A 23,501-nucleotide genomic window follows, 5' to 3' on the forward strand; every position below is an offset into this window, starting at 1 on the left:
GGAGCCGTGGCCCCGGTCACCCACTTGTCTCAAATTGAGACGCCGCCCGCCCCCGCTCGCCGCGGCCGGTGCCTAGCGTCGCCGTCGAACGTGCCACAGCAGTCACGCGACTACGGAGGACCCGTGTACACCAAGGACGGCGAGCAGTACTTCATCGTGGACGCGCACATCGCCCTGTGGGACGCGCGGCCGGAGAACCAGCTGAACATCCACGGCAAGCAGTTCATCGACTGCTTCTACGACTACCACCGCAACCTCAGCCCGGAATCCGAGCTGTGGACGTACGAGGAGTACCTCTACTACGGCGGTGAGCGGCTGATGAAGGACCTCTTCGAGGACGGCTACGTCGACCACGCCGTGTTCCAGCCCGCCCGGCTCGGCGCCTTCTACCGCACGGGTTTCGGCCAGACCGAGGAGGCGTTCGCGCTCGCGCAGGCACATCCGGACAAGCTGACCTACAACCACTACTTCGACCCGCGGTTCGGCGAGGACGGGCTGCGGCAGCTGAGGCGTGACGCGGAACGCTTCGGGCTCAAGGGCGTCAAGCTGTACACCGCCGAGTGGCAGGGGAATTCGCGCGGCTACAAGCTCGACGACCCGTGGACCTACCGGTACCTGGAAGCCTGCCAGGAACTGGGCATCCGCAACATCCACGTGCACAAGGGGCCGACGATCCGGCCGCTGGACCGCGACGCGTTCGACGTCGCGGACGTGGACAAGGTCGCCACGGACTTCACGGACCTGAACTTCGTGGTCGAGCACTGCGGGCTGCCGCGGCTGGAGGACTTCTGCTGGATCGCCACCCAGGAGCCGAACGTGCACGCCGGGCTCGCGGTCGCGATCCCGTTCATCCACACCCGGCCGCGGTACTTCGCGCAGATCATCGGCGAACTGCTGTACTGGCTCGACGAGGACCGCATCCAGTTCTCCAGCGACTACGCGCTGTGGACGCCGCGGTGGCTGGTCGAACGGTTCGTGGACTTCCAGATCCCGGAGGACATGACCGAGTACGCGCCGCTGACCGTGGCGCAGAAGAAGAAGATCCTCGGGCTGAACGCGGCGAAGATGTACGACATCGAAGTGCCGGAAGCGTTGCGGCTGCCCGAGGTCGAGACTCAGGCGGTGTCGGTGGCATGAGTTCGCTTGTCGCCAAGGCGCGTGAGGCGCTGAATTCCGTCTACGACCCGGAGCTCGACGAGCCGATCACCGACCTCGGTTTCGTGCACTCGATCGAGCAAGCCGGGGACGAGCTGATCGTCCACTTGCGACTTCCGTCCTCGTTCTGCTCGCCGAACTTCGCCTACCTGATGGCGTCCGACGCGAAGGACGTGCTGGCGGAACTGGCGCCGCGCGTGACAGTGGTCCTCGACGACCACCACGACTCGGACCTGATCAACCGCGGTCTGGCCGCCGACGCGGGCTACCGCGGCACGTTCGGCGACGAGGCGGACACGAGCCTCGACGAGCTGCGGCTGACGTTCCGGCGCAAGGCGCACGCGGCGGCGATGGAGCGTGCGCTGACGCCGTTCGCCCGCGAGGGCGCGGAACTGCACGGGCTCGTCCTCGGTGACCTGCCGGACACCCCGGCGACGCACGCGCTGCTGCGCCGCCGGGAGGCGCTCGGGTTCGGCACCGGTCCCGCCGAGCCCGTGCTGGTCGACGACCGCGGGCACCCGTACCCGCGCGAGGAAATCCCGCTGCGCCTGAGGTTCGCCCGTTCCATCCGGATTTCGATCGAGGGCAACGCGCACTTCTGCCGGGGCCTGCTGCGCACCCGTTACGACATGAAGGAGCAAGCGTCATGAAAGCCATCCAGGTCGTCGGCTACCACGAGCCGCTGCGGGCGGCCGAGGTGCCCGAGCCCGAGGTGACCGGGCCCTTCGACGTCATCGTGAAGATCGGCGGCGCCGGGGTGTGCCGGACGGACCTGCACATCCTGGAAGGGCAGTGGGCGGAGAAGTCCGGAGTGGCGTTGCCCTACACGATCGGCCACGAGAACGCCGGGTGGGTGCACGCCGTCGGCAGCGCGGTCACCAACGTCGCGGAGGGGGACAAGGTGATCGTGCACCCGTTGATCACCTGCGGGCTGTGCCCGGCGTGCCGCCGCGGCGACGATGTCCACTGTGTACAGAGCCAGTTCCCCGGCATCGACACCCACGGCGGGTACGCGGAGTACCTGAAGACGTCGGCGCGGAGCGTGGTGAAGATCGACGACTCGCTGGAGCCCGCGGACGTCGCCGCGCTCGCCGACGCCGGGCTGACCGCCTACCACGCGGCGGCGAAGGCGGCCAGGACCCTGCCGCCCGGCTCGCGGTGCGTGGTGATCGGCGCGGGCGGGCTGGGGCACATCGGGATCCAGGTGCTGAAGGCGATCACGGCCGCGGAACTGGTGGTGGTGGACCGGAATCCGGAGGCGGTGAAGCTCGCCGTGGCGATCGGGGCGGACCACGGGGTCGTCGCGGACGGGGACCACGTCGAGGAGGTGCTGGACCTCACCGGCGGGCAGGGTGCGGAGGTGGTGCTCGACTTCGTCGGCGAGGGCGGCGCGACGCGGGACGGGGTGGCGATGCTGCGCCGGGCGGGCGACTACCACGTCGTCGGCTATGGCGAGAACCTCGACGTACCGACGATCGACATCATCTCGACGGAGATCAACTTCATCGGCAACCTGGTGGGCAGCTACCCCGACCTGTGCGAGCTGATGGTGCTCGCCGCGCGCGGCCAGGTGAAGCTGCACACGACGAAGTACCCGCTCGACCGCTTCCAGGACGCGATCGACGACCTGGACGCGGGCCGCATCCGCGGCAGGGCGATCCTCGTGCCCTAACCGCGGCCGCCGCCTGTGGGGCTGCCCAGGAGCGCGACGGCGGCGGCGATCACCTCGGCCGTGCTCACGCCGAGCAGTGCCGGATCGGGCTCGGCGGCGAACGGGTCGCCGCGGCGGTCGGCGTCCGCGGACAGCGCGCGGTGCCGGCCGTCCGCCGGCGGTCCCCAGTGCCGGGCCGAAACCGGGCCGAACAGCGTCACCGACGGCGTGCGGTACGCGTACGCCAGGTGCGCGATCCCCGTGTCCCCCGAGACGACCAGGCGTGCGGCGGCCACGAGTGCGGCCAAAGTGGACAGATCCGTGTCCCCGGCGAGCACGTCGTCGTGCGGCAAACCTGTTCTGGTCGCGAGTTCCATGGCCAGCTCGCGCTCCGCCGCCGAGCCCGTCAGCACCACCCGGCAGCCCTCGCCCCGCAGTTCCCGCACCACGTCGGCGTACCGCGACAACGGCCACCGCTTGCTCCCGTACGCCGCACCGGGGTGGACGAGCACGGCCCCGGGAGCGGGGCTGGGCACCGGCGGCGGTCGCAACAGGAAGTCGTCCGGGTCCGCCGGGATGCCGTGTGCGCGCAGCATCCGGCACCAGCGCTCGCGTTCGTGGATGTCGTCGAGCCACTCCGGCCCGGGCCAGCCATGCCCGGAATGCCCGATGCGGCGGCGTGGTTCCAGCGCGTCGAGCACCGCGGTGCTGTGCGGGCCCGTGCCGTGCAGGTTGACCGCGACGTCCGGGTGCGCGTAGCGCTCGTCGAGCGGCTTCATCCCGTGTGTCGGCAGCAGGGTGTCGACACACCCGGCGAGCTCGACGACGGGGCGCAGCCACTCGTTGGTGGCGAACACGAGCTCGTGCTCCGGCCACGCGCGCCGGACCGCCCGCAACGCGGGCACGACGACCAGGAAATCGCCCAGCTTGAGCGGGCGGAACGCGACGACGTGCTTCACGGAACGCTCGTTACCCGGGAAGCTCCTTCTCGAACCAGTGGTGCGCGTACGGCTCGTCGTTGAACGGCGCCACCTCCTCGTAGCCCGCCGCCCGGTACAGCCCCATCGCTTCGCGCAGCGCGCGGTTGGTCTCCAGCCGGGCCCGTCGCGCGCCACCCGCCGCGGCCCGTCGCTCCAGCTCGGCCAGCAGCCGCCGCCCGAGCCCCAGCCCCCGCACGGCCGACGAGACCCACATCCGCTTGAGGTACGCCGAGGCGCCATCGTCCTGGACCACGAAACCGCCGCAGCCCACGGGCTCGCCGTGCAGCGTGGCGACGAGGAACAGCCCGTCCGGCGGGGCCATCACCGTCTCGTCGGGGGTGAGGGACCTGGCGTGCTCGAACCCGTCGTCGAAGCGCTCGCCGATCTCCGCGAAGTACGCCGCCAGGCACTTCTGGGCCGCCGGCCCGCCCGGGTCGACGGCCGCGACTTCGACCGTGGAGGCGGTGAGCAGGCGTTCGACCTCGGCCATCGCGTCGACCAGCCGGGTGCGCTGCCGTTCGCTCAACGGGGCGAGTATCGAGGCCGCGAGTTCGTCCGACCGGGTGTCGAGCGCTTCGCGTTCGGCCCGGCCGCGCCGGGTCAGCCGCGCGGTGCGGGCGCGGCCGTCGCCGTCGCTGGGCCCGACCACCACCAGCCCGGCGTGCTCCAGCGCCCGCAACAGCCTGCTCAGGTAACCGGAGTCGAGGTCGAGCCGTTCCCGCAGGACCCGCACGTCACAGCCGTTCGGCCCGATTTCCCAGAGGACCCGGGCCTGGCCGAGCGGCCGGTCCCGTGACAGGTAGGCGTCGTTGAGGGCACCGACGCGTTGCGTCACCGTCCGGTTGAACCGGCGGACCACGGCGAGCTCGTCCATTTATCTGACCTTAGTCAGCTAGCGGGCGGAACTCCAGGGTCCTAGCATCGGAAAGCGGGTAACGGAAAGGAGCCGGGTGGATGCGGTTGTCGCTCGAAGGCAGGACGGCGCTGGTGACGGGATCGACGCAGGGGATCGGTGCGGCGATCGCGGCGGGCCTGGCCCGCGCCGGCGCGCGGGTCGCCGTCAACGGGCGCACCGAGGCGAGCGTGACGAAGGCCGCGGAGCAGCTGCGGGCCGAGGTGGAGGGCGCCGACGTCATCCCGCTGGCGGCGGACGTCGCGACCGAGGAGGGCGCCCGCGCCGTGACCGAGCGACTGTCCACTGTGGACATCCTCGTGAACAACCTGGGCATCTTCGGCGCCACCCCGCCGCTGGAGATCACCGACGAGGAGTGGCGGCGCTACTTCGAGGTGAACGTGCTCGCGGCCGTCCGGCTGACGCGCGCGTACCTGCCGGGCATGATGACGCGCGGCTGGGGCAGGATCCAGTACATCGCCAGTGATTCGGCCGTGGTGATCCCCGCCGAGATGATCCAGTACGGCGTGTCGAAGACGGCGCTGCTGGGCGTTTCCCGCGGTTTCGCGAAGGCGGCCGCGGGCAGCGGGGTCACGGTGAACGCGGTCATCGCGGGGCCCACGCACACCGGTGGGGTCGAGGAGTTCGTCTACCAGCTGGTCGACAGGAACCTCCCGTGGGACGAGGCACAGCGCGAGTTCATGCGGCGGCACCGGCCGCAGTCGCTGCTGCAGCGCCTGATAGAGCCCGAGGAGATCGCGAACATGGTGGTGTACCTGAGCTCCCCCCAAGCCTCGGCGACGACAGGCGCAGCAGTACGCGTCGACGGCGGGTACGTGGATTCCATCGTCCCGTGACCCGTGGGGGCCGCGCTCCCGGGGACTGTGGGCCGGTGGGGTGTCGCGCTCGCGCCGGGGTCCTGTGGCCCGGTGGGGTGTCGCGCCTCACCGGGGTCCTGTGGCCCGCAGCGGTGTGTCGTGCTCCCGCCGGTGTCCTGTGATCCGCGGGGGTGGTCGTGCTCCCGCCGGGGTCCTGTGATCCGCGGGGGTGGTCGTGCTCCCGCCGGGGTCCTGTGGCCCGGCGGGTGACGTGCCGCAGCGACGGTTCCGTGGCACCTGGCGAGGGCAGGCCCCGCTGACACGTCCGTAGCTTCCGGGGGCGCCCCGACACCAGCTCCATGCCCCTCGGCGGATGTGTCCTGCCCCCGCCGGGCCCGGCGGTCTGTCACGCCCCGCCTGGTCCCCGTGGCCGTGTCAGGACCCACCGTTCCGTGGCCCGCCCACGGGCGCCAGGACGCCGCCGATACCGTCCCGCCCACGCGGACTCCGGCCTGCGCGGAAGTAGCGTGGTTCCGTCGGGCTGCGGCGTGCGCCGGGAGGCCCGTGGCTCGGCCGGGCTGCGGCCTTCCGCCCGGATGGTCCCGTGGCCCGCCGCGGCCTCGGCCGAATGGCCCCGGGCCCCCGGCGGGCTCGGGCCTGCGCCGGGGTGGTCCGTGGCTCGGCTGGGCGGCAGCCTCCGCCCGGATGGCCCCCGCGCCCGCCGCGCTCCGGACCTGCGCCGAAATGGCCCCAGGTCCCCGGCGGGCTTGGGCCTGCGCCGGGGTGGTCCGTGGCTCGGCTGGGCGGCAGCCTCCGCCCGAATGGCCCCCGCGGCCCGCCGCGCTCCCGGCCGCCGCCGAACTGGCCCCACGCCCCCGGCGGGCTCCAACCTCACCGAGCCCCGCCTCGCGCCCCGGGCCGTGGTGCCACGCCAGCCCCACCGCCCGCGCACTACACAATGGTGTCACTCCCCGCCGTCACCCCGACGGGAGGCGTCAAGCCCCCGCCAAGACCAGGTCCGCCAGCTTGGCCAGCGCCTCGTCCAGGCGCTGCGCCACCTCCTCCGCCGGGTGGCCGCCGTGGTTGGCGGGCTGGTCACCGTGGAAGGACAGGTGCAGCGTCGCGTAGCTGCGGCCCTGCTCGGCGGAGGAGACCTGCAGCCAGCCGGTGTAGTCGCCGCTGCCGCGCCTGCCCCACTCCAGCCGCAGCTGGTCACGCCGGGCGGCGAGGATGCCGGGCGCTTCGCGGTCCCCGTCCGGGTCGTGCACGTCCACGTCGAGACCCGGCGGCTCGGCCGGGTGCACACTGATCGTGCCGGGCAGCCACCGGTTCAGCCGGTCGACGTCGGCGGCCACGGCGAACACCTGCTCTGCGGGCGCGGGCATCGCGCGCTCCCGTTCGAATTCGGCCATGCCTCCGACGTACCCACTCGCTGCCGGGCCTACGCCCGTTGGTCGGCGTTCAGGAGCTACTCCACCGCCGACACGTACACCCACTGCCCGTCCACGCGCGTGAACGTGCTGCGCTCGTGCATCGAGCCGGGCCGCCCGTCCTGCCGGTAGTGCGCGCGGAACTCCACTTCGCCCGCCGAGTCGAACAACCCGCCCGAAGCGGACAGCACGTCGAGCCGTGTCCACCGCAGGCCGGGGTCCAGCTCCAGCGTCGCCGGGCGCGTGCGCGGATGCCAAGTCCGCAACAGGTAATCCGTTTCGCCCGCGGCGAAAGCGCTGAACCGCGAGCGCATGAGCTGTTCGGCAGTGCTCGCGCTCGCCTCACCGCGGTGCAGCCTGCCGCAGCACGCCCCGTAGGTCTCCCCGGAACCACACGGGCAGCGCGTCTCGTCGTCGATCACGGGGCCATCCTACGGATTCCACAGTGGACGCGGGTGCGCGGATCCGGCCGAAACTCCCCGAAAACTTCCAGCTCCGCGCAATTCCAGCGGGCACGCGACCACCTTGCCTGACCACCGCTCATCAGCGAGAATGCGGAGTCAGCCCGATGCCGGCAGAAGCGGAAGATAGTGAACCCTGTGTCTTCACGGGCCCGCACCCCCACCGCCCGGAAACTGCAACTCGCCGCGCTGCTGCGCCATCTGCGGGAACGCGGCGGCATCACGCAGCGCGACGCGGGAGCGTCCGTCTGGCCGCGGTCCAGCGCGGGCAGCGTGCAGAACAAGATCGCCAGACTGGAGAGCGGTGACACCGGGATCGAGGTCGACGACCTGAACCGCCTGCTGTCCGTCTACGGCGTGGAGGACGGCGAAATCGCCGAACTCGCACTGCGGCTGCAGGCCGACACCTCCCAGCGCGGCCGCTGGTCCGGGTACCGTTCCATCTACTCCGAGCCGTACCGCCGCTACATCGACCTCGAAGAGGACGCGGCGCTCATCCGGCACGTCGCGACGGAGCAGATCCCCGAACTGCTCCAGTCCCGCGGCTACATGGAGGCCGAGTTCCCGCACGGAGCCGGGACGGCCAGCGCCACCCCGCACGCGATCAAGGCACGGCTCGCGCGGCAGGAGCAGGTGCTGTTCCGCGACGACCCGCCGCAGGTGCACGTCGTGCTCAGCGAGTCGTGCGTACGGCGTGTGCAGGGCAGCAAAGCCGTGATGCGCGACCAGATCGAGCACATCATCTCGTTGTCCAAGAAGTGGCCCAACGTGGTGATCCAGATCGTGCCGTTCCTGCCGCGGCCGCTGCGGTCCACGGCGATCCCGGAAACCGGAATCCTGGAGCGGTTCGTGCTGCTGCGCCTCGCCGCCCCGCCACTGCCCGGGCAGGAACCGGGTCACCTCGACTTCGCCTTCACGCGCAAGGGCAACGAGCTGGCGTGGAGCGACGAGGTGCGGCACTACGAGACGCTGTGGCGACGGGCCACCACCGCGGCGTTGCCCCCGGCCGAGACGCGCTTGTTCCTGCGTGACGCGCTATACAGCTTCGGTTGAAGTCTAGAGTGGACTCATGGACCGTTCCATTCTCGGCAGGCCGGGCCCTGACCCCGACGAAGTCGTCCGGTACGGGGCGAGTCCGGACCAGGCGGCCGACATCTGGCGCCCGCGCGAGGTCCGTCACCCCGCTCTTGTCCTGATCCACGGCGGTTTCTGGCGCCCGCGCTACGACCGCACGCACACCCGGCCGATGGCCGCGGCGTTGCGTGCCGAGGGGTGGCCGGTCGCGTCCCTGGAGTACCGGCGTGAGCCGGGAAACCCCGACGCCTGCACCGAGGACGTCAAGCGAGCGCTGGAGTTCCTGCCCGGCGAGCTGCCGGGGGAGGGTGTCGTGCTCGCAGGGCATTCCGCGGGCGGCCACCTCGCGCTGTGGGTCGCGGTGACATGCCCGCCCGCCGGGCTGCTGGGCACGGTCGCGCTCGCCCCGGTCGCCGACCTGCGGCAGGCGGACGACGCGAACCTGGGCGACGGCGCGGTGCGCGCGTTCCTCGGCGGCCCCGCCGAAACCCGTCCCGACCTCGACCCCGTCCGGCTCGACGAGCCCGCCGCACCCGTGGCGCTGGTTCACGGCACCGAAGACACCGGCGTACCGTCGTCAGTAAGTAAGTCCTATGTAGACTCCCATCCGCGCGTCCGACTGGTGCTGCTGCCGGGCATCGCGCACTTCGAGCTCATCGACCCGGAGAGCGCAGCGTGGCCTCGGGTGCTGCGCGAGCTCGAGGCGGCCGGAAGGCCAGCACGGCGCCCAGGCTGAGCAACGCCACCGCGACCATGTACAGCGAGACCGACAGCGAGGTGCCGGTCGCGTTGCGCAGCGCGGTCGCGATCAGCGGGGCGAACCCGCCGCCCAGCACCGCTCCCACCGCGTAGGAGAACGACGCGCCGCTGTACCGGTGGCGCGGCTCGAACAGCTCCGAGTACAGCGCCGACTGCGGCCCGTACGTCGCGCCGAGCCCGATGTTGAGCACGACGACCGCGACGACGAGCAACACGGGCTGGCGCGTGTCGACGAGCAGGAAGAACGGCACCGGCCACAGCACGAGCAGCACCGAACCCCACAGGTACACGGGCTTTCGCCCCACGCGGTCGGACCACGTCGCCGCCGCCACGATGCTCGCGAGCCACGTGACGCTGCCGATGATCACCACCACGAGCATCGTGGCGTTGCTCAGTTTCAGCACCGACGTTCCGTACGACAACAGGTACGCGAGGAACACGTACCCGATCGCGGTGTTGGCGATGAAACTCCCCGACGCCACCAGCACTTCGCGCGGCTTCTCCCGCAGCACCTCGACGATCGGGCGGCTCGCACGCGCCTGCTCCCGCTCCAGCGCGGCGAACACCGGGGTTTCCTCCAGCCGCAAGCGGATCACCAGTCCGACGGCGACCAGCAGGATGCTGAACAGGAACGGCAGCCGCCAGCCCCAGTCGCGGAACTGCTCCTGGCTGAGCGCGTTCGTGAGCACGAAGAACACCAGCTGCGCCAGTATCAGCCCGGCGGGCACGCCGATCTGGGAGAAGGAGCCGTACCGCCCGCGGTGCCGCTCCGGCGCGTGCTCGACGGCCATCAGGGCGGCGCCGCCCCATTCGCCGCCCGCGGACAGTCCCTGCAGCAGCCGCAGCACGAGCAGCAGCACCGGGGCGAGCACACCGGCCGTGCCGTAGGTAGGCAGCAGACCGACCCCGACCGTCGCGAAACCCATGAGCAGCAGGGAAAGCACGAGCATCGCCTTGCGCCCGACGCGGTCGCCGAAGTGGCCCCACACGATGCCGCCGACGGGCCGGGCGAGGAACCCGACCCCCAGCGTGGCGAACGCGGCCAGCGTGCCGGACGCGGGGGAGAGCGTGCTGAAGAACAGCTTGCCGAAGACGAGCGCCGTGGCCGTGCTGTAAATGAAGTAGTCGTACCACTCGATGGTCGTCCCGATCGCGCTCGCCACCGCGACGCGCCGCAGCTGGTTCATGCTCACCCCCCTCGTGTCACCACCGATGATGGCACGGATGAACCCCCGAGAAAATCTGTCTTTAGTTGGATTGAGTCCGGCCCGGATCAGGAGTTAGCTGAACGACCATGGCGACTTCGAGACGGAAGTTCCTCCGGGCGGCGGCACTGGTGGGGGTGACAGCGGCGGCGGCACCGCTGCCCGCGGTGGCGGGCGCGCAGCCGGGTTCCGCCGCGCCCGGCGGACCTGGCGCGGACACGACGTTCACGCCGGCCGACAAGCTCGGTTTCGGCACGGCGCGGTCGGCGAGCCCGGTGTGGTTCACGTTGCAGGGCGGGCGGCTTTCCGAGGTGTACCACCCGGATCTGAGCACGCCGGCCAGCCGTGAGACGCAGTGGATCGTGACCGATGGGCAGTCCTTCGTCGAGCGCGTGTCCGACGTCGCGCACCGCACCGAGCTGCCCGATCCCCGCGTTCCGGCGTACCGCCAGACCGCGACGGGCAGCGGCTGGACGTTGAGCACGCGGTACGTGACGGATCCCGAGCGGGCGAGTGTGCTGCTGGAGGTGGAGTTCCACGCCACCCGCCCGCTGCACGTGTTCGTGCTGCACGATCCGGCGCTGGGTGGCGAGGGTACGGCGGACAGCGCTTTCCCGCTCGGCGGCGCGCTCGTCGCGACGGATTCGGTCACGGCGAGCGCGGTGCTGGCCGCGGGCGGTTTCGCGGAGTCGACGGTGGGCTACGCCGGGGTCAACGACGGCTGGACGGAGCTGTCCGCCAACCGGGGCAGGCTCGCGCACCACTACGCGACGGCCGGGCCGGGCAACGTCGTGCAGCTCGGGCGCCTGCGCCTGGACGGCCGGGCGCGCACGCGGGAACTCGTCGCGCTCGGGTTCGGTGCGGCACCGGACGAGGCGGTGCGCGCGGCGCGGACGTCGTTGTCGCGGGGTTTTCCCGCTGTGTCGGCCGCGTACGCCGCGGGCTGGCGCCGGTACCTCGCGGGCCTGCCCGCCGCGCCGAAGGAGGCCGACGCGAGGTTGCACAGCGTCTCCGTGCTCGCGCTCGCGTGCAGCGAGGACAAGCGGAACCCGGGAGCGTTCATCGCTTCGCCGAGCATGCCGTGGGCCTTCGGCTTCGATCGGGCGGTGGCGCCGGAATACGGTTCGTACCACCTGGTGTGGCCGCGTGACCTGTACCAGATCGCGACGGGTCTGCTCGCCGCCGGTGACCGTGCCGCCGCCGAGCGCGCGCTGGACTACCTGCTGCGCATCCAGCAGCCGGACGGGCACTGGGCGCAGAACACGACGGTCGCGGGGGAGCCGTTCTGGACGTCCGTCCAGCTGGACGAGACGGCCGCGCCCATGCTGCTGGCGTGGCTGCTCGACCGGCACGACGGGCCGACGCTGGACAAGCTCGCCCGCGGCGGGGATTTCCTGTTGTCCTTCAGCAAGGACGGGCACCACTCGCCGTGGACGGAACAGGAGCGCTGGGAGGAGCAGAACGGGTATTCGCCGTCCACGATCGCGTCGGTGATCGCGGGGTTGGTGTGTCTGGCGGACCTGCTGGAACGGGCGGGCCGCGATGCCACACGCTACCTCTCGGCGGCCGACGAGTGGGCCGCCGCCGTGGACGGCTGGACGGTCACGCACACCGGCCCGTACTCGCCGCGGCCGTACTACACACGCCTGACGAAGGACGGCAACCCGGACGCGGGAACGACGTACAACCTGGGCAACAACAACCCCGGCGAGGTCGACCAGCGAGCGGTCGTGGACGCGGGTTTCCTGGAACTGGTGCGGCTCGGTATCAAGCGAGCGGACGACGTGATCGTGCGCAACTCCCTCGCGGTTGTCGACGCGCAGATCTCGACGCTCACGCCGTCGGGGCGGCACTGGCACCGCTACAGCAGCGACGGCTACGGGGAGCAGGCCGACGGCGGGCCGTGGGACGTGAACCGGCCAGATCTGCAGCGCACGTACGGCCGCCTGTGGCCGATCTTCGCCGGGGAGCGCGGGGAGTACGAATTGCTGCAGGGCCAACGCGCCGCCGCCGCAGGACGGCTCGCCGATATGGCGAAGTGCGCGGGCCCGACGGGGTTGTTGCCGGAGCAGGTGTGGGACACGAACTCGCCGTACCCGCGAGTGCGCCCAGGCACGCCCACAGCGTCGGCGACACCGCTGGCGTGGACCCACGCCCAGTACCTGCGCCTAGCGTGGTCCGTCCACAAGGGACGGCCGGTGGAGTACCCGGAGGTGGTGGCAAGACGATACCTCCGATGACCGTGATCGATGACCGATGCGACGGCGGCTCGGTGGGCTCGGATAGCGGGCGGCCGCGTAGCGTTCCTGGCGGGCTGGTCGTTCCTGGGAATGTCGCCGTCGGCACGGCCACGAACGCCGAGTGCCGCCACAGCAGCCGGGACGAGCTCGATGGCCAGTTGTGGCCGCATCTCTGACGCCAGTGCTTCCACAGCAGCCCGGACGGCTTGGCGGGCACGCTGCCGGTGCGGCCACGACCGGTCAGTGATGCCACGGCAGCTGGACCGGCTCGGCGGGCATCCGGCCGTCGGCGAGGTCGCGGACCAGCGCGGCGAGCCCGAAGGGGTAGACGGGCTCGGAAATCCCCGCCAATTCGTCGATCGGCCACCAGTGGTGCCCGACGAGGTAGCGGCTTTCGCCCGCTTCCCAGCCGCTGGTGTCGACGTCGTGCGCGTCGACGCGGTGGAAGAAGAAGTCGTCGCGGAAGATGCCCCGTGCCCAGTCGAACTCGGCGTAACCCGACGTGTGCGCGACGACCGGGCCGAGCTGGTCCGGTGTGCGGATAAGCCCGGTTTCCTCGCGCAGCTCCCGCGCCGCGGCTTCGGCCGGCGTCTCGCCCCGGTCCACGCCGCCACCGGGCGTGAGCCAGTAGTAGCCGCCGGACGGATCGCGGAAGTTCAGCAGGCCGTGGAACAACAACAGCCGGTCCCGCTCGTCGAGCAACAGCACGCGCGCCGAGCGCCGCCGGTAGCGTTCGATCATGCCGCCAGTCAAGCACGACGTACCCGGCAGCGCGGACAGGGTTGGCCAGGTGGGATCGACGGCCGGTAGTCGGGAAGGGGCTGCTGCCACCGGGCAGCCGACACCGCGGAATGGCGGTCGCCGGGCACGGCAGTCGGTTGGGCGGCACGGTCGGTGGGGGCTGCGGCCGGTTGCGGAGGAGGTCGGTGGGATTCGCGGTTGGTTGCGAGGCGATGGGGTTGCGGGGTGAGGGGGGCGGGGTCTGTGGCCGGTTGCTGCAGCGAGGCGGGTGGGATTCGCGGTTGGTTGCGCGGCGAGGCGGGTGGAGTTGCCGTCGGTAGGGGGCGATGGGCTTCTCGGCTGGTTGAGGGGCGCGGCCGGTGGACGGCGCTTGGTTGCGCTGGCGAGGCCGATGGGACCCGCCATCGGTTCGGGGCGAGCCCGGTCGCTGGCTCCGTTCGCTACGACCTCGCTGCCCCGCTCCGATTCCCGGTACGCCATCCCGCGCCCGCCACGGAACCGTTGCCCTGCTTCCAGCTGCCCTCCGCTGAAGCCTTGTCGCCCCGCCCTCCATGCCGTCCGAGCGCCGGCCACCGAACCGCTGACCCACACGAGCCCGCCACGTAACCGCTGGCCGTGCTTCCGGCCTCGCCGTGCCTATCCGAGCGCTGGCCCTCGCCCCGCCCGGCATGCCATCCGAACCCCGCCTCGCGATGCGATCCGCGCCCTCGCCACGGCATCCACGCCCGCTCCCAGCCCCGTCATGCCATCCAAGCGTCCGCCCCCACCCCGCCCCGGCCCCAGCCCCGCCCCGCCATGCCATCCGTCTGTCCGTCACGTAGCCCACCCCCGCCGCACCGAGAACTGAACCGATGTCACCTGCCTGGAGGTGTGCGGCCGCCGACCGCTGCTCTATGGTCTAGTCCACTGACGCCGGGAGGTGTGCCATGCCACGGAGGCTGGGCGTACTGCTGCTCGCCGCTTTGCTGTCCCTCTTGCTGGGCGGGGTCGCGAGTGCCGAGACGGACTACACGCAGAGCATCACGCAGCTCGACGCCGGCCGGGCGCAGATCTCGTTCACCCCCGTCACCCCGGCGGCCTACGTCGACGTGCACTACCTCGTCAACGGCACGGGCCAGCAGAACGTCCGGATGACCAACAACTCCGGCACGTGGCAGCACACCGTCAGCTCCCTGAGCAGCGGCACCACCCTCGAGTACTGGTTCACCTACGAAAAGAACGGCCCGCAGTACGACTCACCGCACTACACGTACACGCAGGGCTCCGGCACGACCTCCGTGGCGGCACCGGTCTTCAGCCCCGGCGGGGGCACCTTCGCCACGGCGCAAACCGTCACCCTGAGCGTCGCCACCGCCGGGGCGCAGATCCGGTACACAGTGGACGGTTCCACGCCTACCGCCTCCTCGCCGCTGTACAGCGCACCGCTGAGCATCGCGAAGACCACGACCGTGAAGGCCATCGGCGTGAAGAGCGGGCTCGCCGACTCCGCGGTCGTCACCGCGACCTACACGATCGGCCTGGCTTCGGCCACCTGCCCTGCGCAACCCGACGTCCCGAACTTCGGGTCGAACGTGCGCATCTTCGACCCGTCGATGTCGTCGGCGAGCATCCAGTCCCAGCTCGACGCGGACTTCAACGCGCTGAAGGACACCCAGACCGCCCAGTTCTCCAACGGCCGCGTCGCCCACCTGTTCAAGCCCGGCACGTACTCCGTGCACGACAACGTCGGCTACTACACCTCCGTCGCGGGCCTGGGGCAGAACCCGGGTGACGTGACCATCAACGGCGACGTCACCGTGGACGCCTTCAACGCCTCCGACGCCGGGAACGCGACGCAGAACTTCTGGCGCTCCGCCGAGAACCTCGCCATCAACCCGTCGAGCGGATCCGACCGGTGGGCCGTCGCGCAGGCCGCGCCGTTCCGCCGCATCGACGTGCGGGGCGGCCTGCAGCTGTACCCGGCGAGCTACGGCTGGGCCAGCGGCGGCTACGTCGCCGACACGCGCGTCTCCGGCCAGGCGGCCTCGGTTTCGCAACAGCAGTGGTACACGCGGGACAGCAGCCTCGGCAGCTGGTCCGGCGGCGTGTGGAACATGGTCTTCTCCGGCACGACGGGCGCACCGCCGACCACGTTCCCCAACCCGCCCGAAACCACCCTGGCCACCACACCGGTCTCCCGCGACGTGCCGTACCTCTACCTCGACGGCAGCGGCAAGTACCGCGTGTTCCTGCCTTCCCTGCGCACCAACGCCTCCGGACCGAGCTGGGCCAACGGCAGCACGCCGGGCACCTCGCTGCCGATGAGCCAGTTCTACGTCGTCAAACCGGGCGACACCGCCGCGTCGATCAACAACGCGCTCGCCTCGGGCTGCGACCTGTTCTTCACGCCCGGCGTCTACCACCTGAACCAGACGCTCAACGTGACCCGCGCGAACACCGTCGTCCTCGGCATCGGCTACCCGACGCTGGTGCCGGACAACGGGGTCGACGCCATGCACGTGTCCGATGTGGACGGAGTCCGGCTCAAGGGCCTGCTGTTCGACGCCGGCACCGTGAACTCGGCGGCGCTGCTGACGGTGGGCACGCAGGGTTCGGGCACGAGCCACGCCGGCAACCCGGTGAGCATCCAGGACGTGTTCTTCCGCATCGGCGGGCAGCTGGCCGGCAAGGCGACGACGAGCCTGGTGGTCAACAGCAACGACACGATCATCGACCACATCTGGGCGTGGCGGGCCGATCACGGGAACGCGGGCACCGTCGGCTGGACGGTCAACACGGCCGACACCGGCCTGCTCGTCAACGGCGCCAACGTGATCGCCACCGGCCTGTTCGTCGAGCACTACCAGAAGTACGAGGTCGTCTGGAACGGGCAGAACGGCAGGACCATCTTCTTCCAGAACGAAATGCCCTACGACGTGCCGAACCAGGCCTCGTGGAACAGCGGGGTGAACGGGTACGCGGCGTACAAGGTCGCACCCGGAGTCACCAGCCACGAGGCGTGGGGGCTGGGCAGCTACTGCTTCTTCAACACCAACCCGTCGGTCAACGCCTACCACGCGTTCGAGGTGCCGAACACCGCGGGCGTGCGGTTCCACAGCCTCGCCACGGTTTCGCTCAACTACCAGGGCACGATCACACACATCATCAACGACACGGGAGCGGTCACGCCCTCGGGGACGACGCCGAGCAACCTCGTGAGCTACCCCTGACGGCTCCAGATGCGGTGCGGGGTCCCTCCTCCGGGGTGGGGGCCGGGGGAGGGACCCCGCACCGGGGCGTCGCGGCGTGGCCGGCGCCTGATCCGGGATTTCCGGCCGCCCGGGGTTTTCCGCTCCGCCGGCCCGGGTAGGTTCGGGCGGACGCCGACAGGAGGAGGAACCATGGCGGACCTGCCGCTGGCCGACTACGACCAGATCCCGCTCGGCAACCTGCGCCACCGCATCCGTTCGCTCACCGAGCCGCAGCTGCGGGCCGTCGTCGAACACGAGTGCGCCCACGGCAACCGCGTCGCGGTGCTGGAGGTGCTGCGGGCCCGGCTCGCCGAGCTCGAGAGCGGTGCGCAGCCGTCACCCGGCCACCCCGAAAACGCTCCCGGCGCGAGCGCCACGCCCGGCGGTTCCCCCGTGAGCGAAGCGACCGCGGCCGAGGGCAGCACGCCGCTGCGCGAGGGTGTGGCGGGCCTGACCCCGAAGCGCGGCCGGCCCTGATCCTCAGGACGGGTCCGAGCGCTCCTGCGCCACGGCCGCCGGCCCGGTGAAGTGCGTGAGGGTGTTCGTGCGCTGCAGGAGCCTGTTCAGGCCCGGCTGCCGGTTGTCCAGGTGCAGCACGACGTCCGCGTCGCGCAGCTGCCGGTGGATCATCAGCAGCGTGGACAGGCCGTAGGAGTCGCAGAAGCTCAGCCGCGTGCAGTCCAGCCGCACCGCCCGCAGGCCGGGCGCCCCGCCGAGCCGCTCGGTGACCTCGTAGAGCAGCTGGTCCGCGTTGTCGTAGTCGAGGTCGCCGTCGACCGCGACACAGCCGGTGTGCGGATCGAGCAGGGTCCAGGTGCAGGTCAGCGGGCGAGGTGTGCTCATGCGGTCTTTCCGGGTCCGGGGACGGGATCGCCCGAGAGGTACCCACGGGCGCGCTCGATGAATCCGGTCGCGCGGGGGAAGTCGCGCAACTCCGCGCCGAGCAGGTCCAGCGCGGGCAGCAGCGACGCGGCGGGCACGCCTCGTGCGGACAGGATGCGCCCCGTCCACCCGAGGAACCCGGTGAACAGCTCGACGTCACCGGTGTAGAGGGCGGTCGCGAGGAAATCGACGAGGTGCGCGAGGTCCTCGGCCGCGTACTGGCGCTGCTGCTCGGTGTACGTCCGCATCGCCGGAATCCGCTGCTCCAGGCCGGTGTACACCGCCTTCACCAGCCGCGGGGCCGAGCGGCTCAGCAGCGTGTACTCCTGGTCCGCGAGGTGCGGCAGGTCGTCGATGGGCTGGTGCCCGGCACGCGGCTGCGGCAACGGTGCCCGCACCAGGCGGTCGGCCGCGGCCCGTGCATCCGACGCCCACGCCTCCGCACCCAGCAGCCGCGCGTACCGCCCGTCGGGGCCGAACGCCGCGCCGCCCGCGATCACCGGGACGCCCGCCGCCTGGCACGCGGTGATCGTCGCGTGCGCGGCCGGCAGCCGGGTCGGGATCGAACTGGACAGCGCCACCGCGTCCGGGCCGGTGCGGTGCAGGTGGGTGATCAGGTGCGGCGACGGCACCTGCGCGCCGAGGTAGTCCACGCGGAACCCGCGCAGCCGCAGCACTTCCGCGAGGAGCCGGGCGGGCAGCGCGTGCCACTCGCCGTCCACGCACGTCACCGTGACACGGCCCCGGGTCGCCGGAACCCGCTCGGCGGTGTGCGCGAGCGTGCCGATGACCCGTTCGTTGATCGCGGTGGCGGCGTGTTCCTGCGCGACGCTGAGCCGGTTCGCGGCCCATTCCTCGCCGACCTTGCGCTGCACGGCGGCGATCACGTCGAGCAGGACGGTCTCGGCGTCCAGCCCCGCTTCGAGCGCGGCCAGCACGACCTCGCCCGCCGCGTACTCGTCGCCGTCGTGCACCGCTTCCCACAGCCGTCCGGCGTGCACGACTTCGGGCGCCAGGGAGGTGGTCACGCCGTGTACCTGCCCCGTCCATGACCTCCCACGGCGGTCAGGTGCTGCCCCCGCGGGGCGGTGATCGCGAGCACCGCCATGTCGTCGTGCGAGTTGCGGCCGATCCACTGGGTCGCGAGCATCTGGACGCGCTCCACCACGGCCTCGGCGGGCATCCCGCCGCACTCGGTCAGCGCCCGGCGCAGCCGCTCCTCGCCGAACAGTTCGCCGCCGAGGGGACCGCCACGGGCCTCGGTGATCCCGTCCGTGTAGAGCAGGCACGTCTCGCCGGGACCCAGCGTCAGCTCGGCGGTGGTGGTCGTGATCTCGGGAAGCACGCCGACGAGGGTGCCCGCCGTCTCGGCCTCCTCGACCTGCCCGTTCGCGCGCACGACCAGCGGCGGCAGGTGCCCGGCGGCGGTGAGCCGCAGCCGCACCCCGGCGCCGTCCCGCGAGGCCGAAGCCAGCACCAGCGTGACGAAGCGGGTGCTGTGCGAGCTGAGCAGCGCGCCGTTGAGCAGGCTGAGCACCCGGTGGTGGTCACCGGCCATCGGCAGCAGGGCGTGCAGCGTGTTGCGGATCTTCCCGGTGAGCAGGGCGGCCTCCAGGCCCTTGCCGCACACGTCCCCGAGCACGGCGAGCGACTCGCCGTCGGACCCGGGGTGGACGTCGTAGAAGTCGCCGCCGACGTGCTCGCTGTCCTGCGACGGGCGGTAACCGCCGGCGAACTCGACGCCCGCGACGTGCTCCAGCGGCGGCGGCAGCAGGTCCCGCATGAGCGTCTCGGTGATCGACGCCTGCTGCGCGAACACGCGTGCCGCCGACATCGCGGCGCCGGAACGGGAGGCGAACAGCCGCGCGAAGATCTCCTCGTCCTCGCTGAACACGGGCTGCTCCGCCCGGCGCAGCAGGACCAGCGCGCCCGCGGGCACGCCGTGCCCGGGCAGCGGGGTCACCACGATCGCCCCGAGCTCACCGAAGTCCGGCGGGACCAGCCAGTCCGGCGCGGCGGCCGGGTCGATCCAGCGCGAGGGCACCGGCGGGAAGCCCTGCAGCGCCTCGCCGAGGCCGGGCAGCTCGTCGGGTTCGAACTCCAGCTGGGCGTGCACCGGCCGCTCGCCCCGGGCGCAGCGCGTCACGGGGTGGCGGGACCGCTGGGCGGGGGAGATCACGAGTGCGGCGTCCGCGAGGTGCTCGGCGGCGAGCCGGGCCGCGACCTCCATGCACCGCTCCAGGTTCAGCGACCCGAGCAGCGCCGTGGAGGCCTCGCTGAGGAACTCCGCGCGCGTCCGTTCGATCCGCAGCGCTTCGCGGGCCTGGCGGAGTTCGGTGTCCTCGACGAGCCACCAGGTGACGCAACCGTTCCCGTGTGGCGCGGCGTGCCCCTCGAAGCTGCGCTGGCCGACCAGCCCGGCGGCGGTGGCGGCTCCGGCCGCGTGTGCCGCGCCGAGCCACTCGGGCAGGGGGCCGGGCGGGAACAGCAGCCGGGCGCGCTCGTTGGCGGCGAGCGCCAGCCCGCCGCCGTCCACCACGACGGCTGGACAGGGCGCGGAATCCCAGCCGGGATCTCCTACGACGGGGGACGGACGAGCGAGACGCTCGGAATCAGTCAAACCACAGCGGCACGCGGGGCGGCCGCACTCCTTCCAGCGCTGGGGAGACGAGCGAGAACCCATCCAGCATCCCCCAGCGCGGGTACCGGTCGCAACCGGCCGCGCCGCGACCTGCGGGAAGTCGTGACCGGGCCCCGACGGCAGGGGAGACGGCGGGGCCCGGGCCCGAGCAGGAAGATTGGAAGGTCACCCGTCCCGGGCAAGCGAGACACTACTAGTAGATCGATCGGGTCTCTATCTACACGTTCGGGTGAGACAAAGAAAGGGAAGATCACTCGTTCTCACCTTGCGTGACTCAAGGTGACTTATCGCAGGTCACACGTACGCGGGCGCCGCCACCGGAGCCGCCGTGCGCTCCCGGACGTCGTCGAGCGACACGCCGGGAGCGGTGCGCACCAGGCGCAGTCCGGCCGGCGTGACGTCCAGGACGGCGAGATCGGTGATGATCCGGTCCACGACGCCGGCTCCGGTGAGCGGCAGCGTGCACTTCTCGACGATCTTGGGCGTGCCGTCCTTGGCCACGTGGTCGGTGAGCACCACGATCCGCTTCGTGCCCGCCACCAGGTCCATCGCCCCGCCCATGCCCTTGACCAGCGCGCCGGGCACCGTCCAGTTGGCGAGGTCCCCGTTCGCGGCGACCTGCAGGGCGCCGAGGATCGCCAGGTCGACGTGCCCACCGCGGATCATCGCGAACGACGTGGCGGAGTCGAAGAAACTGGCGCCCGGCACGACCGTCACGGTCTGCTTGCCCGCGTTGATCAGGTCGGGGTCCTCGTCGCCCTCGAAGGGGAACGGGCCCAGGCCGAGGATGCCGTTCTCGCTCTGCAGCGTCACGTGCACGTCGTCGGGGATGTGGTTGGCTACCAGCGTCGGGATGCCGATGCCGAGGTTGACGTAGTCGCCGTCGGACAGCTCGCGCGCGGCCAGCGCCGCCATCTCGTCCCTGCTCCAGCCCATGCTCACGCCTCCGCCCCGGCCCGCGGGCGGACCGTCAGCTTCTCGATCTCCTTGACCCGCTCGCGGGCCACCACCAGCCGGTCCACGAACACGCCGGGCGTGATCACCAGGTCCGGGTCCACGTAGCCGTCGAGCAGCACCTCCGTCTCCGCCACGCAGACCCGCCCGCACGTCGCGACCAGCGGGTTGAAGTTGCGCGAGGTCTTGCGGTAGACGAGGTTGCCCGCCCGGTCGGCGGTGTGGGCGTGCACCAGCGCGAGGTCCGCGACGATGCCCCGCTCCTGCACGTAGGTGCGGCCGTCGAACTCGGCGTGCGGCTTGCCCTCGGCGACCGGGGTGCCGACGCCGGTCGCGGTGTAGAACGCGGGGATGCCTGCCCCGCCCGCGCGCATCCGCTCGGCGAGCGTGCCCTGCGGGGCGAACTCGACCTCCAGTTCGCCGTCGAGGTACTGCTGCGCGAACAGCTTGTTCTCGCCCACGTACGAGGCGATCACCTTGCGGACCTGCCGGTTCTCCAGCAGCAGGCCGAGTCCCTTGCCGTCGACACCCATGTTGTTGGACACGATCGTCAGGTCGCGGACCCCCGAGTCGCGGACGGCCTCGATCAGGTCGTTCGGGTTACCGCTGAGCCCGAACCCGCCGACCGCGATGGTGATCCCGTCGGTGAGCACGTCCGCCAATGCGTCGGCCGCGCTGCCGTACTGCTTCGTTCGCTCGTTGGACACAGCGGCAGTGCAGCTCATCCTGGCCAGTGGGTCAAAGGATCTCTCGCCTGGTGAACGATTCGACGCCCGGTGTTCACTGAGTGAACGCTAAGCTGAGGTCGTGACGACGCCCGCGGGACAGCTCATCGGCCGCGCCGCCGCCGTGCTGCGCGCGCTGTCGAACGTGCCCGACGCCGGGGCCTCGACGTCCGAGCTGGCCCGCGCGACGGGGCTCGCGCGGCCCACCGTGCACCGGCTGCTCGTGTCGCTGGCGGAGGAGGGGTACGTCGACCGCGACCAGCGCAGCGGCCGGTGGTACCTCGGGCCCGAGCTGTACCTGCTGGGCGAGGTCGCGGCCCGGCGGTACGACGTGACGCGGCACGCGCGGGCGAGCGTGCACCGGCTCGCGGCGGCGACCGGTGAAAGCGCTTTCTTCTCGGCGCGGCGCGGGGAGGAGACGGTGTGCCTGCTCCGCGAGGACGGGGATTTCCCGATCCGCTCGTTCGTGCTGTACGAGGGCGCGCGGTTCCCGCTCGGGGTGGTGTCGGCGGGGCTCGTGGTGCTGGCGATGCTGCCCGACCGCGAGGTGGACGACTACCTGGCGCGCGTGGACCTCACCGGCCGGTGGGGCGAGGCGCATTCCGCGGCGGCGATCCGTGAGCGCATCACGCTGACGCGTGAACAGGGGTACGCCGTCAACCCGGGCTTGGTGGTGGAGGGCAGCTGGGGCATGGCGGCCGCGGTCTTTGGGCGCACGGGCGAGCCGGACTGGGCGCTGACCCTCACCGGCGTCGAATCCCGTTTCCGCGCCGACCGGCGACCGGAGCTGGGGGCGCTGCTGCTGAAGGAGGCCCACGCGTTGTCCCACCGCGTGACGGGTTAACCGAGCGCGAGCAGGGCGACGGCGGCGGAGGCGGCGCCCAGCCCGGCGACCTGCCCGCGGCCGAGCCGCTCCCGCAGCACCGTGATCCCCAGCAGCACCGGGATCGCCGGGTACAGCGACGAAAGCACCACCGCTACGACGACGAGCTGGTGCCGGGTCGCGGCGAGGTAGCAGACCAGTGCGAGCGCCGCCAGCCCGCCGGTGACGGCGGCGGGCAGGAGGTGCGACGGCCGGGGCCGGGTGGACAGCACGAGCGGCAGGATCGTCAGCACCGCGGCGACCCGGCCCGTCACCACGGGCCACGCGCCGGCACCCGGCCCGGCCTGCGCGAGCGCGAGGTACTGCAGCGCGATCCCGCCGCCCGCGAGCAGCCCGTCGGGAATCCCGCTGCCGCGCACGTCCCCGCCGGAGACGAGCCACAGCGCGGGAAGCGCGAGCACCACGCCGAGCCACGCGAGCGCGGACGGCCGCTCCCCGAGGAACGCCACGCCGACCAGTACGGGCAGCGCCACCCCGCCGACCGCGCTCAACGGCACGACCACGCTCATCGCGCCCCGGCCGAGGCCGCGGAAGAGGAACAGCATCCCGAGCCCGGTGCCGACGCCGGACAGCGCGCCCCAGCCCAGGTCCGCCGCCGTGGTGGCGGGCGCGGGCAGCACCGCGGTCGCGAGCAGCGCGACGCCCAGGCCGCCGAGCTGCCCGAGCAACGCGATGATGGCGAACGGCGCCCGGCGGGACAGCAGCCCGCCCGCGAAGTCGGAAAGCCCGTAGCTCACGGCGGACGCGAGGGCGAGGAGCGTGCCCACGATTCAGCCCTTC

The 23,501-nt window shown here is 71.8% G+C and carries 22 protein-coding genes; 10 read left to right on the top strand and 12 right to left on the bottom strand.

The features are described from left to right. Window positions 1–123: 123 nt before the first annotated feature. Genes ABFX51_RS28005 through ABFX51_RS28015 form a run of 3 tightly spaced genes read left to right on the top strand, consistent with a single transcriptional unit; the run spans window position 124 to window position 2,827 of the window. Entirely contained in the window at window positions 124–1,137 is a 1,014-nt protein-coding gene (locus ABFX51_RS28005) for an amidohydrolase family protein (protein WP_346055434.1), read from the top strand. Beyond that, window positions 1,134–1,805, top strand: a complete 672-nt coding sequence (locus ABFX51_RS28010; RefSeq protein WP_346055435.1) for an iron-sulfur cluster assembly protein — start codon at window positions 1,134–1,136, stop codon at window positions 1,803–1,805. Before ABFX51_RS28005 ends, ABFX51_RS28010 begins: the two co-directional genes overlap by 4 nt. Further along, entirely contained in the window at window positions 1,802–2,827 is a 1,026-nt protein-coding gene (locus tag ABFX51_RS28015; RefSeq protein ID WP_091505722.1) for an NAD(P)-dependent alcohol dehydrogenase, read from the top strand. Before ABFX51_RS28010 ends, ABFX51_RS28015 begins: the two co-directional genes overlap by 4 nt. Here the strand turns inward: ABFX51_RS28015 and ABFX51_RS28020 are convergent. Next, the gene (locus tag ABFX51_RS28020; protein WP_346055436.1) at window positions 2,824–3,765 is read right to left on the bottom strand and encodes a glycosyltransferase family 9 protein; all 942 of its coding nucleotides are present in this window, start codon (window positions 3,763–3,765) and stop codon (window positions 2,824–2,826) included. The genes ABFX51_RS28015 and ABFX51_RS28020 overlap by 4 nt on opposite strands. A 10-nt stretch (window positions 3,766–3,775) precedes the next feature. Then, a complete protein-coding gene (locus tag ABFX51_RS28025) occupies window positions 3,776–4,660 on the bottom strand; it encodes a GNAT family N-acetyltransferase (RefSeq protein ID WP_346055437.1) in 885 nt (294 codons plus the stop codon). Between the two features lie 80 nt (window positions 4,661–4,740). Here ABFX51_RS28025 and ABFX51_RS28030 point away from each other — a divergent pair, with 80 nt between their 5' ends. Next, window positions 4,741–5,535, top strand: coding sequence for an SDR family NAD(P)-dependent oxidoreductase (locus tag ABFX51_RS28030; RefSeq protein WP_091505726.1), 795 nt, complete (start codon window positions 4,741–4,743; stop codon window positions 5,533–5,535). Between the two features lie 956 nt (window positions 5,536–6,491). On the opposite strand, the gene ABFX51_RS28035 is transcribed toward ABFX51_RS28030, so the two are convergent. After that, a complete protein-coding gene (locus tag ABFX51_RS28035; RefSeq protein ID WP_346055438.1) occupies window positions 6,492–6,908 on the bottom strand; it encodes an SRPBCC family protein in 417 nt (138 codons plus the stop codon). 56 nt (window positions 6,909–6,964) lie between these two features. Next, window positions 6,965–7,348: a YchJ family protein gene (locus tag ABFX51_RS28040; RefSeq protein WP_346055439.1), complete on the bottom strand. Its 384-nt coding sequence runs from the start codon at window positions 7,346–7,348 to the stop codon at window positions 6,965–6,967. A 177-nt stretch (window positions 7,349–7,525) separates the two neighbouring features. Here ABFX51_RS28040 and ABFX51_RS28045 point away from each other — a divergent pair, with 177 nt between their 5' ends. Both ABFX51_RS28045 and ABFX51_RS28050 read left to right on the top strand, forming a co-directional pair. Next, complete coding sequence (locus ABFX51_RS28045) at window positions 7,526–8,440, top strand: helix-turn-helix domain-containing protein (protein ID WP_346055440.1); 915 nt, start codon at window positions 7,526–7,528, stop codon at window positions 8,438–8,440. Between the two features lie 16 nt (window positions 8,441–8,456). Then, window positions 8,457–9,197 carry an alpha/beta hydrolase gene (locus tag ABFX51_RS28050; RefSeq protein ID WP_346055441.1) on the top strand — a complete coding sequence of 247 codons (741 nt, stop codon included), beginning with the start codon at window positions 8,457–8,459 and terminating at the stop codon, window positions 9,195–9,197. On the opposite strand, the gene ABFX51_RS28055 is transcribed toward ABFX51_RS28050, so the two are convergent. Beyond that, window positions 9,115–10,407: an MFS transporter gene (locus ABFX51_RS28055; RefSeq protein WP_346055442.1), complete on the bottom strand. Its 1,293-nt coding sequence runs from the start codon at window positions 10,405–10,407 to the stop codon at window positions 9,115–9,117. The two genes, ABFX51_RS28050 and ABFX51_RS28055, sit on opposite strands and share 83 nt — an antisense overlap. Window positions 10,408–10,514: 107 nt before the next feature. Between ABFX51_RS28055 and ABFX51_RS28060 the strand changes: the two genes are divergently transcribed. Then, the gene (locus ABFX51_RS28060) at window positions 10,515–12,665 is read left to right on the top strand and encodes a glycoside hydrolase family 15 protein (protein ID WP_346055443.1); all 2,151 of its coding nucleotides are present in this window, start codon (window positions 10,515–10,517) and stop codon (window positions 12,663–12,665) included. 240 nt (window positions 12,666–12,905) lie between these two features. Here ABFX51_RS28060 and ABFX51_RS28065 read toward each other — a convergent pair whose 3' ends face one another. Next, entirely contained in the window at window positions 12,906–13,406 is a 501-nt protein-coding gene (locus tag ABFX51_RS28065; RefSeq protein WP_091505737.1) for an NUDIX hydrolase, read from the bottom strand. Window positions 13,407–14,332: 926 nt separating this feature from the next. Here ABFX51_RS28065 and ABFX51_RS28070 point away from each other — a divergent pair. Both ABFX51_RS28070 and ABFX51_RS28075 read left to right on the top strand, forming a co-directional pair. Next, on the top strand, window positions 14,333–16,615 hold the full coding sequence (locus tag ABFX51_RS28070; RefSeq protein WP_091505738.1) for a chitobiase/beta-hexosaminidase C-terminal domain-containing protein: 2,283 nt from the start codon (window positions 14,333–14,335) through the stop codon (window positions 16,613–16,615). A gap of 171 nt (window positions 16,616–16,786) precedes the next feature. Further along, window positions 16,787–17,113 (top strand): DUF8129 domain-containing protein, encoded by a 327-nt coding sequence (locus ABFX51_RS28075; protein WP_091505740.1) that lies wholly within the window; start codon window positions 16,787–16,789, stop codon window positions 17,111–17,113. A gap of 3 nt (window positions 17,114–17,116) precedes the next feature. Here ABFX51_RS28075 and ABFX51_RS28080 read toward each other — a convergent pair whose 3' ends face one another. The 5 genes from ABFX51_RS28080 to ABFX51_RS28100 form a co-directional block, all read right to left on the bottom strand. After that, complete coding sequence (locus ABFX51_RS28080) at window positions 17,117–17,479, bottom strand: STAS domain-containing protein (protein ID WP_091505742.1); 363 nt, start codon at window positions 17,477–17,479, stop codon at window positions 17,117–17,119. Beyond that, the gene (locus tag ABFX51_RS28085) at window positions 17,476–18,546 is read right to left on the bottom strand and encodes a cobalamin B12-binding domain-containing protein (RefSeq protein ID WP_091505743.1); all 1,071 of its coding nucleotides are present in this window, start codon (window positions 18,544–18,546) and stop codon (window positions 17,476–17,478) included. The genes ABFX51_RS28080 and ABFX51_RS28085 overlap by 4 nt, the downstream gene beginning before the upstream one ends. Then, window positions 18,543–20,138, bottom strand: coding sequence for a PP2C family protein-serine/threonine phosphatase (locus ABFX51_RS28090; protein ID WP_245782991.1), 1,596 nt, complete (start codon window positions 20,136–20,138; stop codon window positions 18,543–18,545). The genes ABFX51_RS28085 and ABFX51_RS28090 overlap by 4 nt, the downstream gene beginning before the upstream one ends. A 315-nt stretch (window positions 20,139–20,453) precedes the next feature. Continuing rightward, window positions 20,454–21,095: a CoA transferase subunit B gene (locus ABFX51_RS28095; protein ID WP_346055444.1), complete on the bottom strand. Its 642-nt coding sequence runs from the start codon at window positions 21,093–21,095 to the stop codon at window positions 20,454–20,456. Between the two features lie 2 nt (window positions 21,096–21,097). Beyond that, entirely contained in the window at window positions 21,098–21,820 is a 723-nt protein-coding gene (locus ABFX51_RS28100) for a CoA transferase subunit A (RefSeq protein WP_245782992.1), read from the bottom strand. Window positions 21,821–21,920: 100 nt separating this feature from the next. Between ABFX51_RS28100 and ABFX51_RS28105 the strand changes: the two genes are divergently transcribed. Beyond that, window positions 21,921–22,682 carry an IclR family transcriptional regulator gene (locus ABFX51_RS28105; RefSeq protein ID WP_346055445.1) on the top strand — a complete coding sequence of 254 codons (762 nt, stop codon included), beginning with the start codon at window positions 21,921–21,923 and terminating at the stop codon, window positions 22,680–22,682. Here ABFX51_RS28105 and ABFX51_RS28110 read toward each other — a convergent pair. Further along, the gene (locus ABFX51_RS28110; protein ID WP_091505751.1) at window positions 22,679–23,488 is read right to left on the bottom strand and encodes an EamA family transporter; all 810 of its coding nucleotides are present in this window, start codon (window positions 23,486–23,488) and stop codon (window positions 22,679–22,681) included. The two genes, ABFX51_RS28105 and ABFX51_RS28110, sit on opposite strands and share 4 nt — an antisense overlap. Window positions 23,489–23,501: the final 13 nt, after the last annotated feature.

Source organism: Amycolatopsis dongchuanensis, from assembly GCF_039542405.1.
Lineage (GTDB): Bacteria > Actinomycetota > Actinomycetes > Mycobacteriales > Pseudonocardiaceae > Amycolatopsis_E > Amycolatopsis_E sacchari.

Coding starts and splice junctions, on each gene's coding strand:
- ABFX51_RS28030 (WP_091505726.1), top strand. CDS start 4,741: ATGCGGTTGTCGCTCGAAGGCAGGACGGCGCTGGTGACGGGATCGACG.
- ABFX51_RS28050 (WP_346055441.1), top strand. CDS start 8,457: ATGGACCGTTCCATTCTCGGCAGGCCGGGCCCTGACCCCGACGAAGTC.
- ABFX51_RS28025 (WP_346055437.1), bottom strand. CDS start 4,660: ATGGACGAGCTCGCCGTGGTCCGCCGGTTCAACCGGACGGTGACGCAA.
- ABFX51_RS28065 (WP_091505737.1), bottom strand. CDS start 13,406: ATGATCGAACGCTACCGGCGGCGCTCGGCGCGCGTGCTGTTGCTCGAC.
- ABFX51_RS28080 (WP_091505742.1), bottom strand. CDS start 17,479: ATGAGCACACCTCGCCCGCTGACCTGCACCTGGACCCTGCTCGATCCG.
- ABFX51_RS28015 (WP_091505722.1), top strand. CDS start 1,802: ATGAAAGCCATCCAGGTCGTCGGCTACCACGAGCCGCTGCGGGCGGCC.
- ABFX51_RS28055 (WP_346055442.1), bottom strand. CDS start 10,407: ATGAACCAGCTGCGGCGCGTCGCGGTGGCGAGCGCGATCGGGACGACC.
- ABFX51_RS28070 (WP_091505738.1), top strand. CDS start 14,333: ATGCCACGGAGGCTGGGCGTACTGCTGCTCGCCGCTTTGCTGTCCCTC.
- ABFX51_RS28060 (WP_346055443.1), top strand. CDS start 10,515: ATGGCGACTTCGAGACGGAAGTTCCTCCGGGCGGCGGCACTGGTGGGG.
- ABFX51_RS28035 (WP_346055438.1), bottom strand. CDS start 6,908: ATGGCCGAATTCGAACGGGAGCGCGCGATGCCCGCGCCCGCAGAGCAG.
- ABFX51_RS28075 (WP_091505740.1), top strand. CDS start 16,787: ATGGCGGACCTGCCGCTGGCCGACTACGACCAGATCCCGCTCGGCAAC.
- ABFX51_RS28095 (WP_346055444.1), bottom strand. CDS start 21,095: ATGGGCTGGAGCAGGGACGAGATGGCGGCGCTGGCCGCGCGCGAGCTG.
- ABFX51_RS28010 (WP_346055435.1), top strand. CDS start 1,134: ATGAGTTCGCTTGTCGCCAAGGCGCGTGAGGCGCTGAATTCCGTCTAC.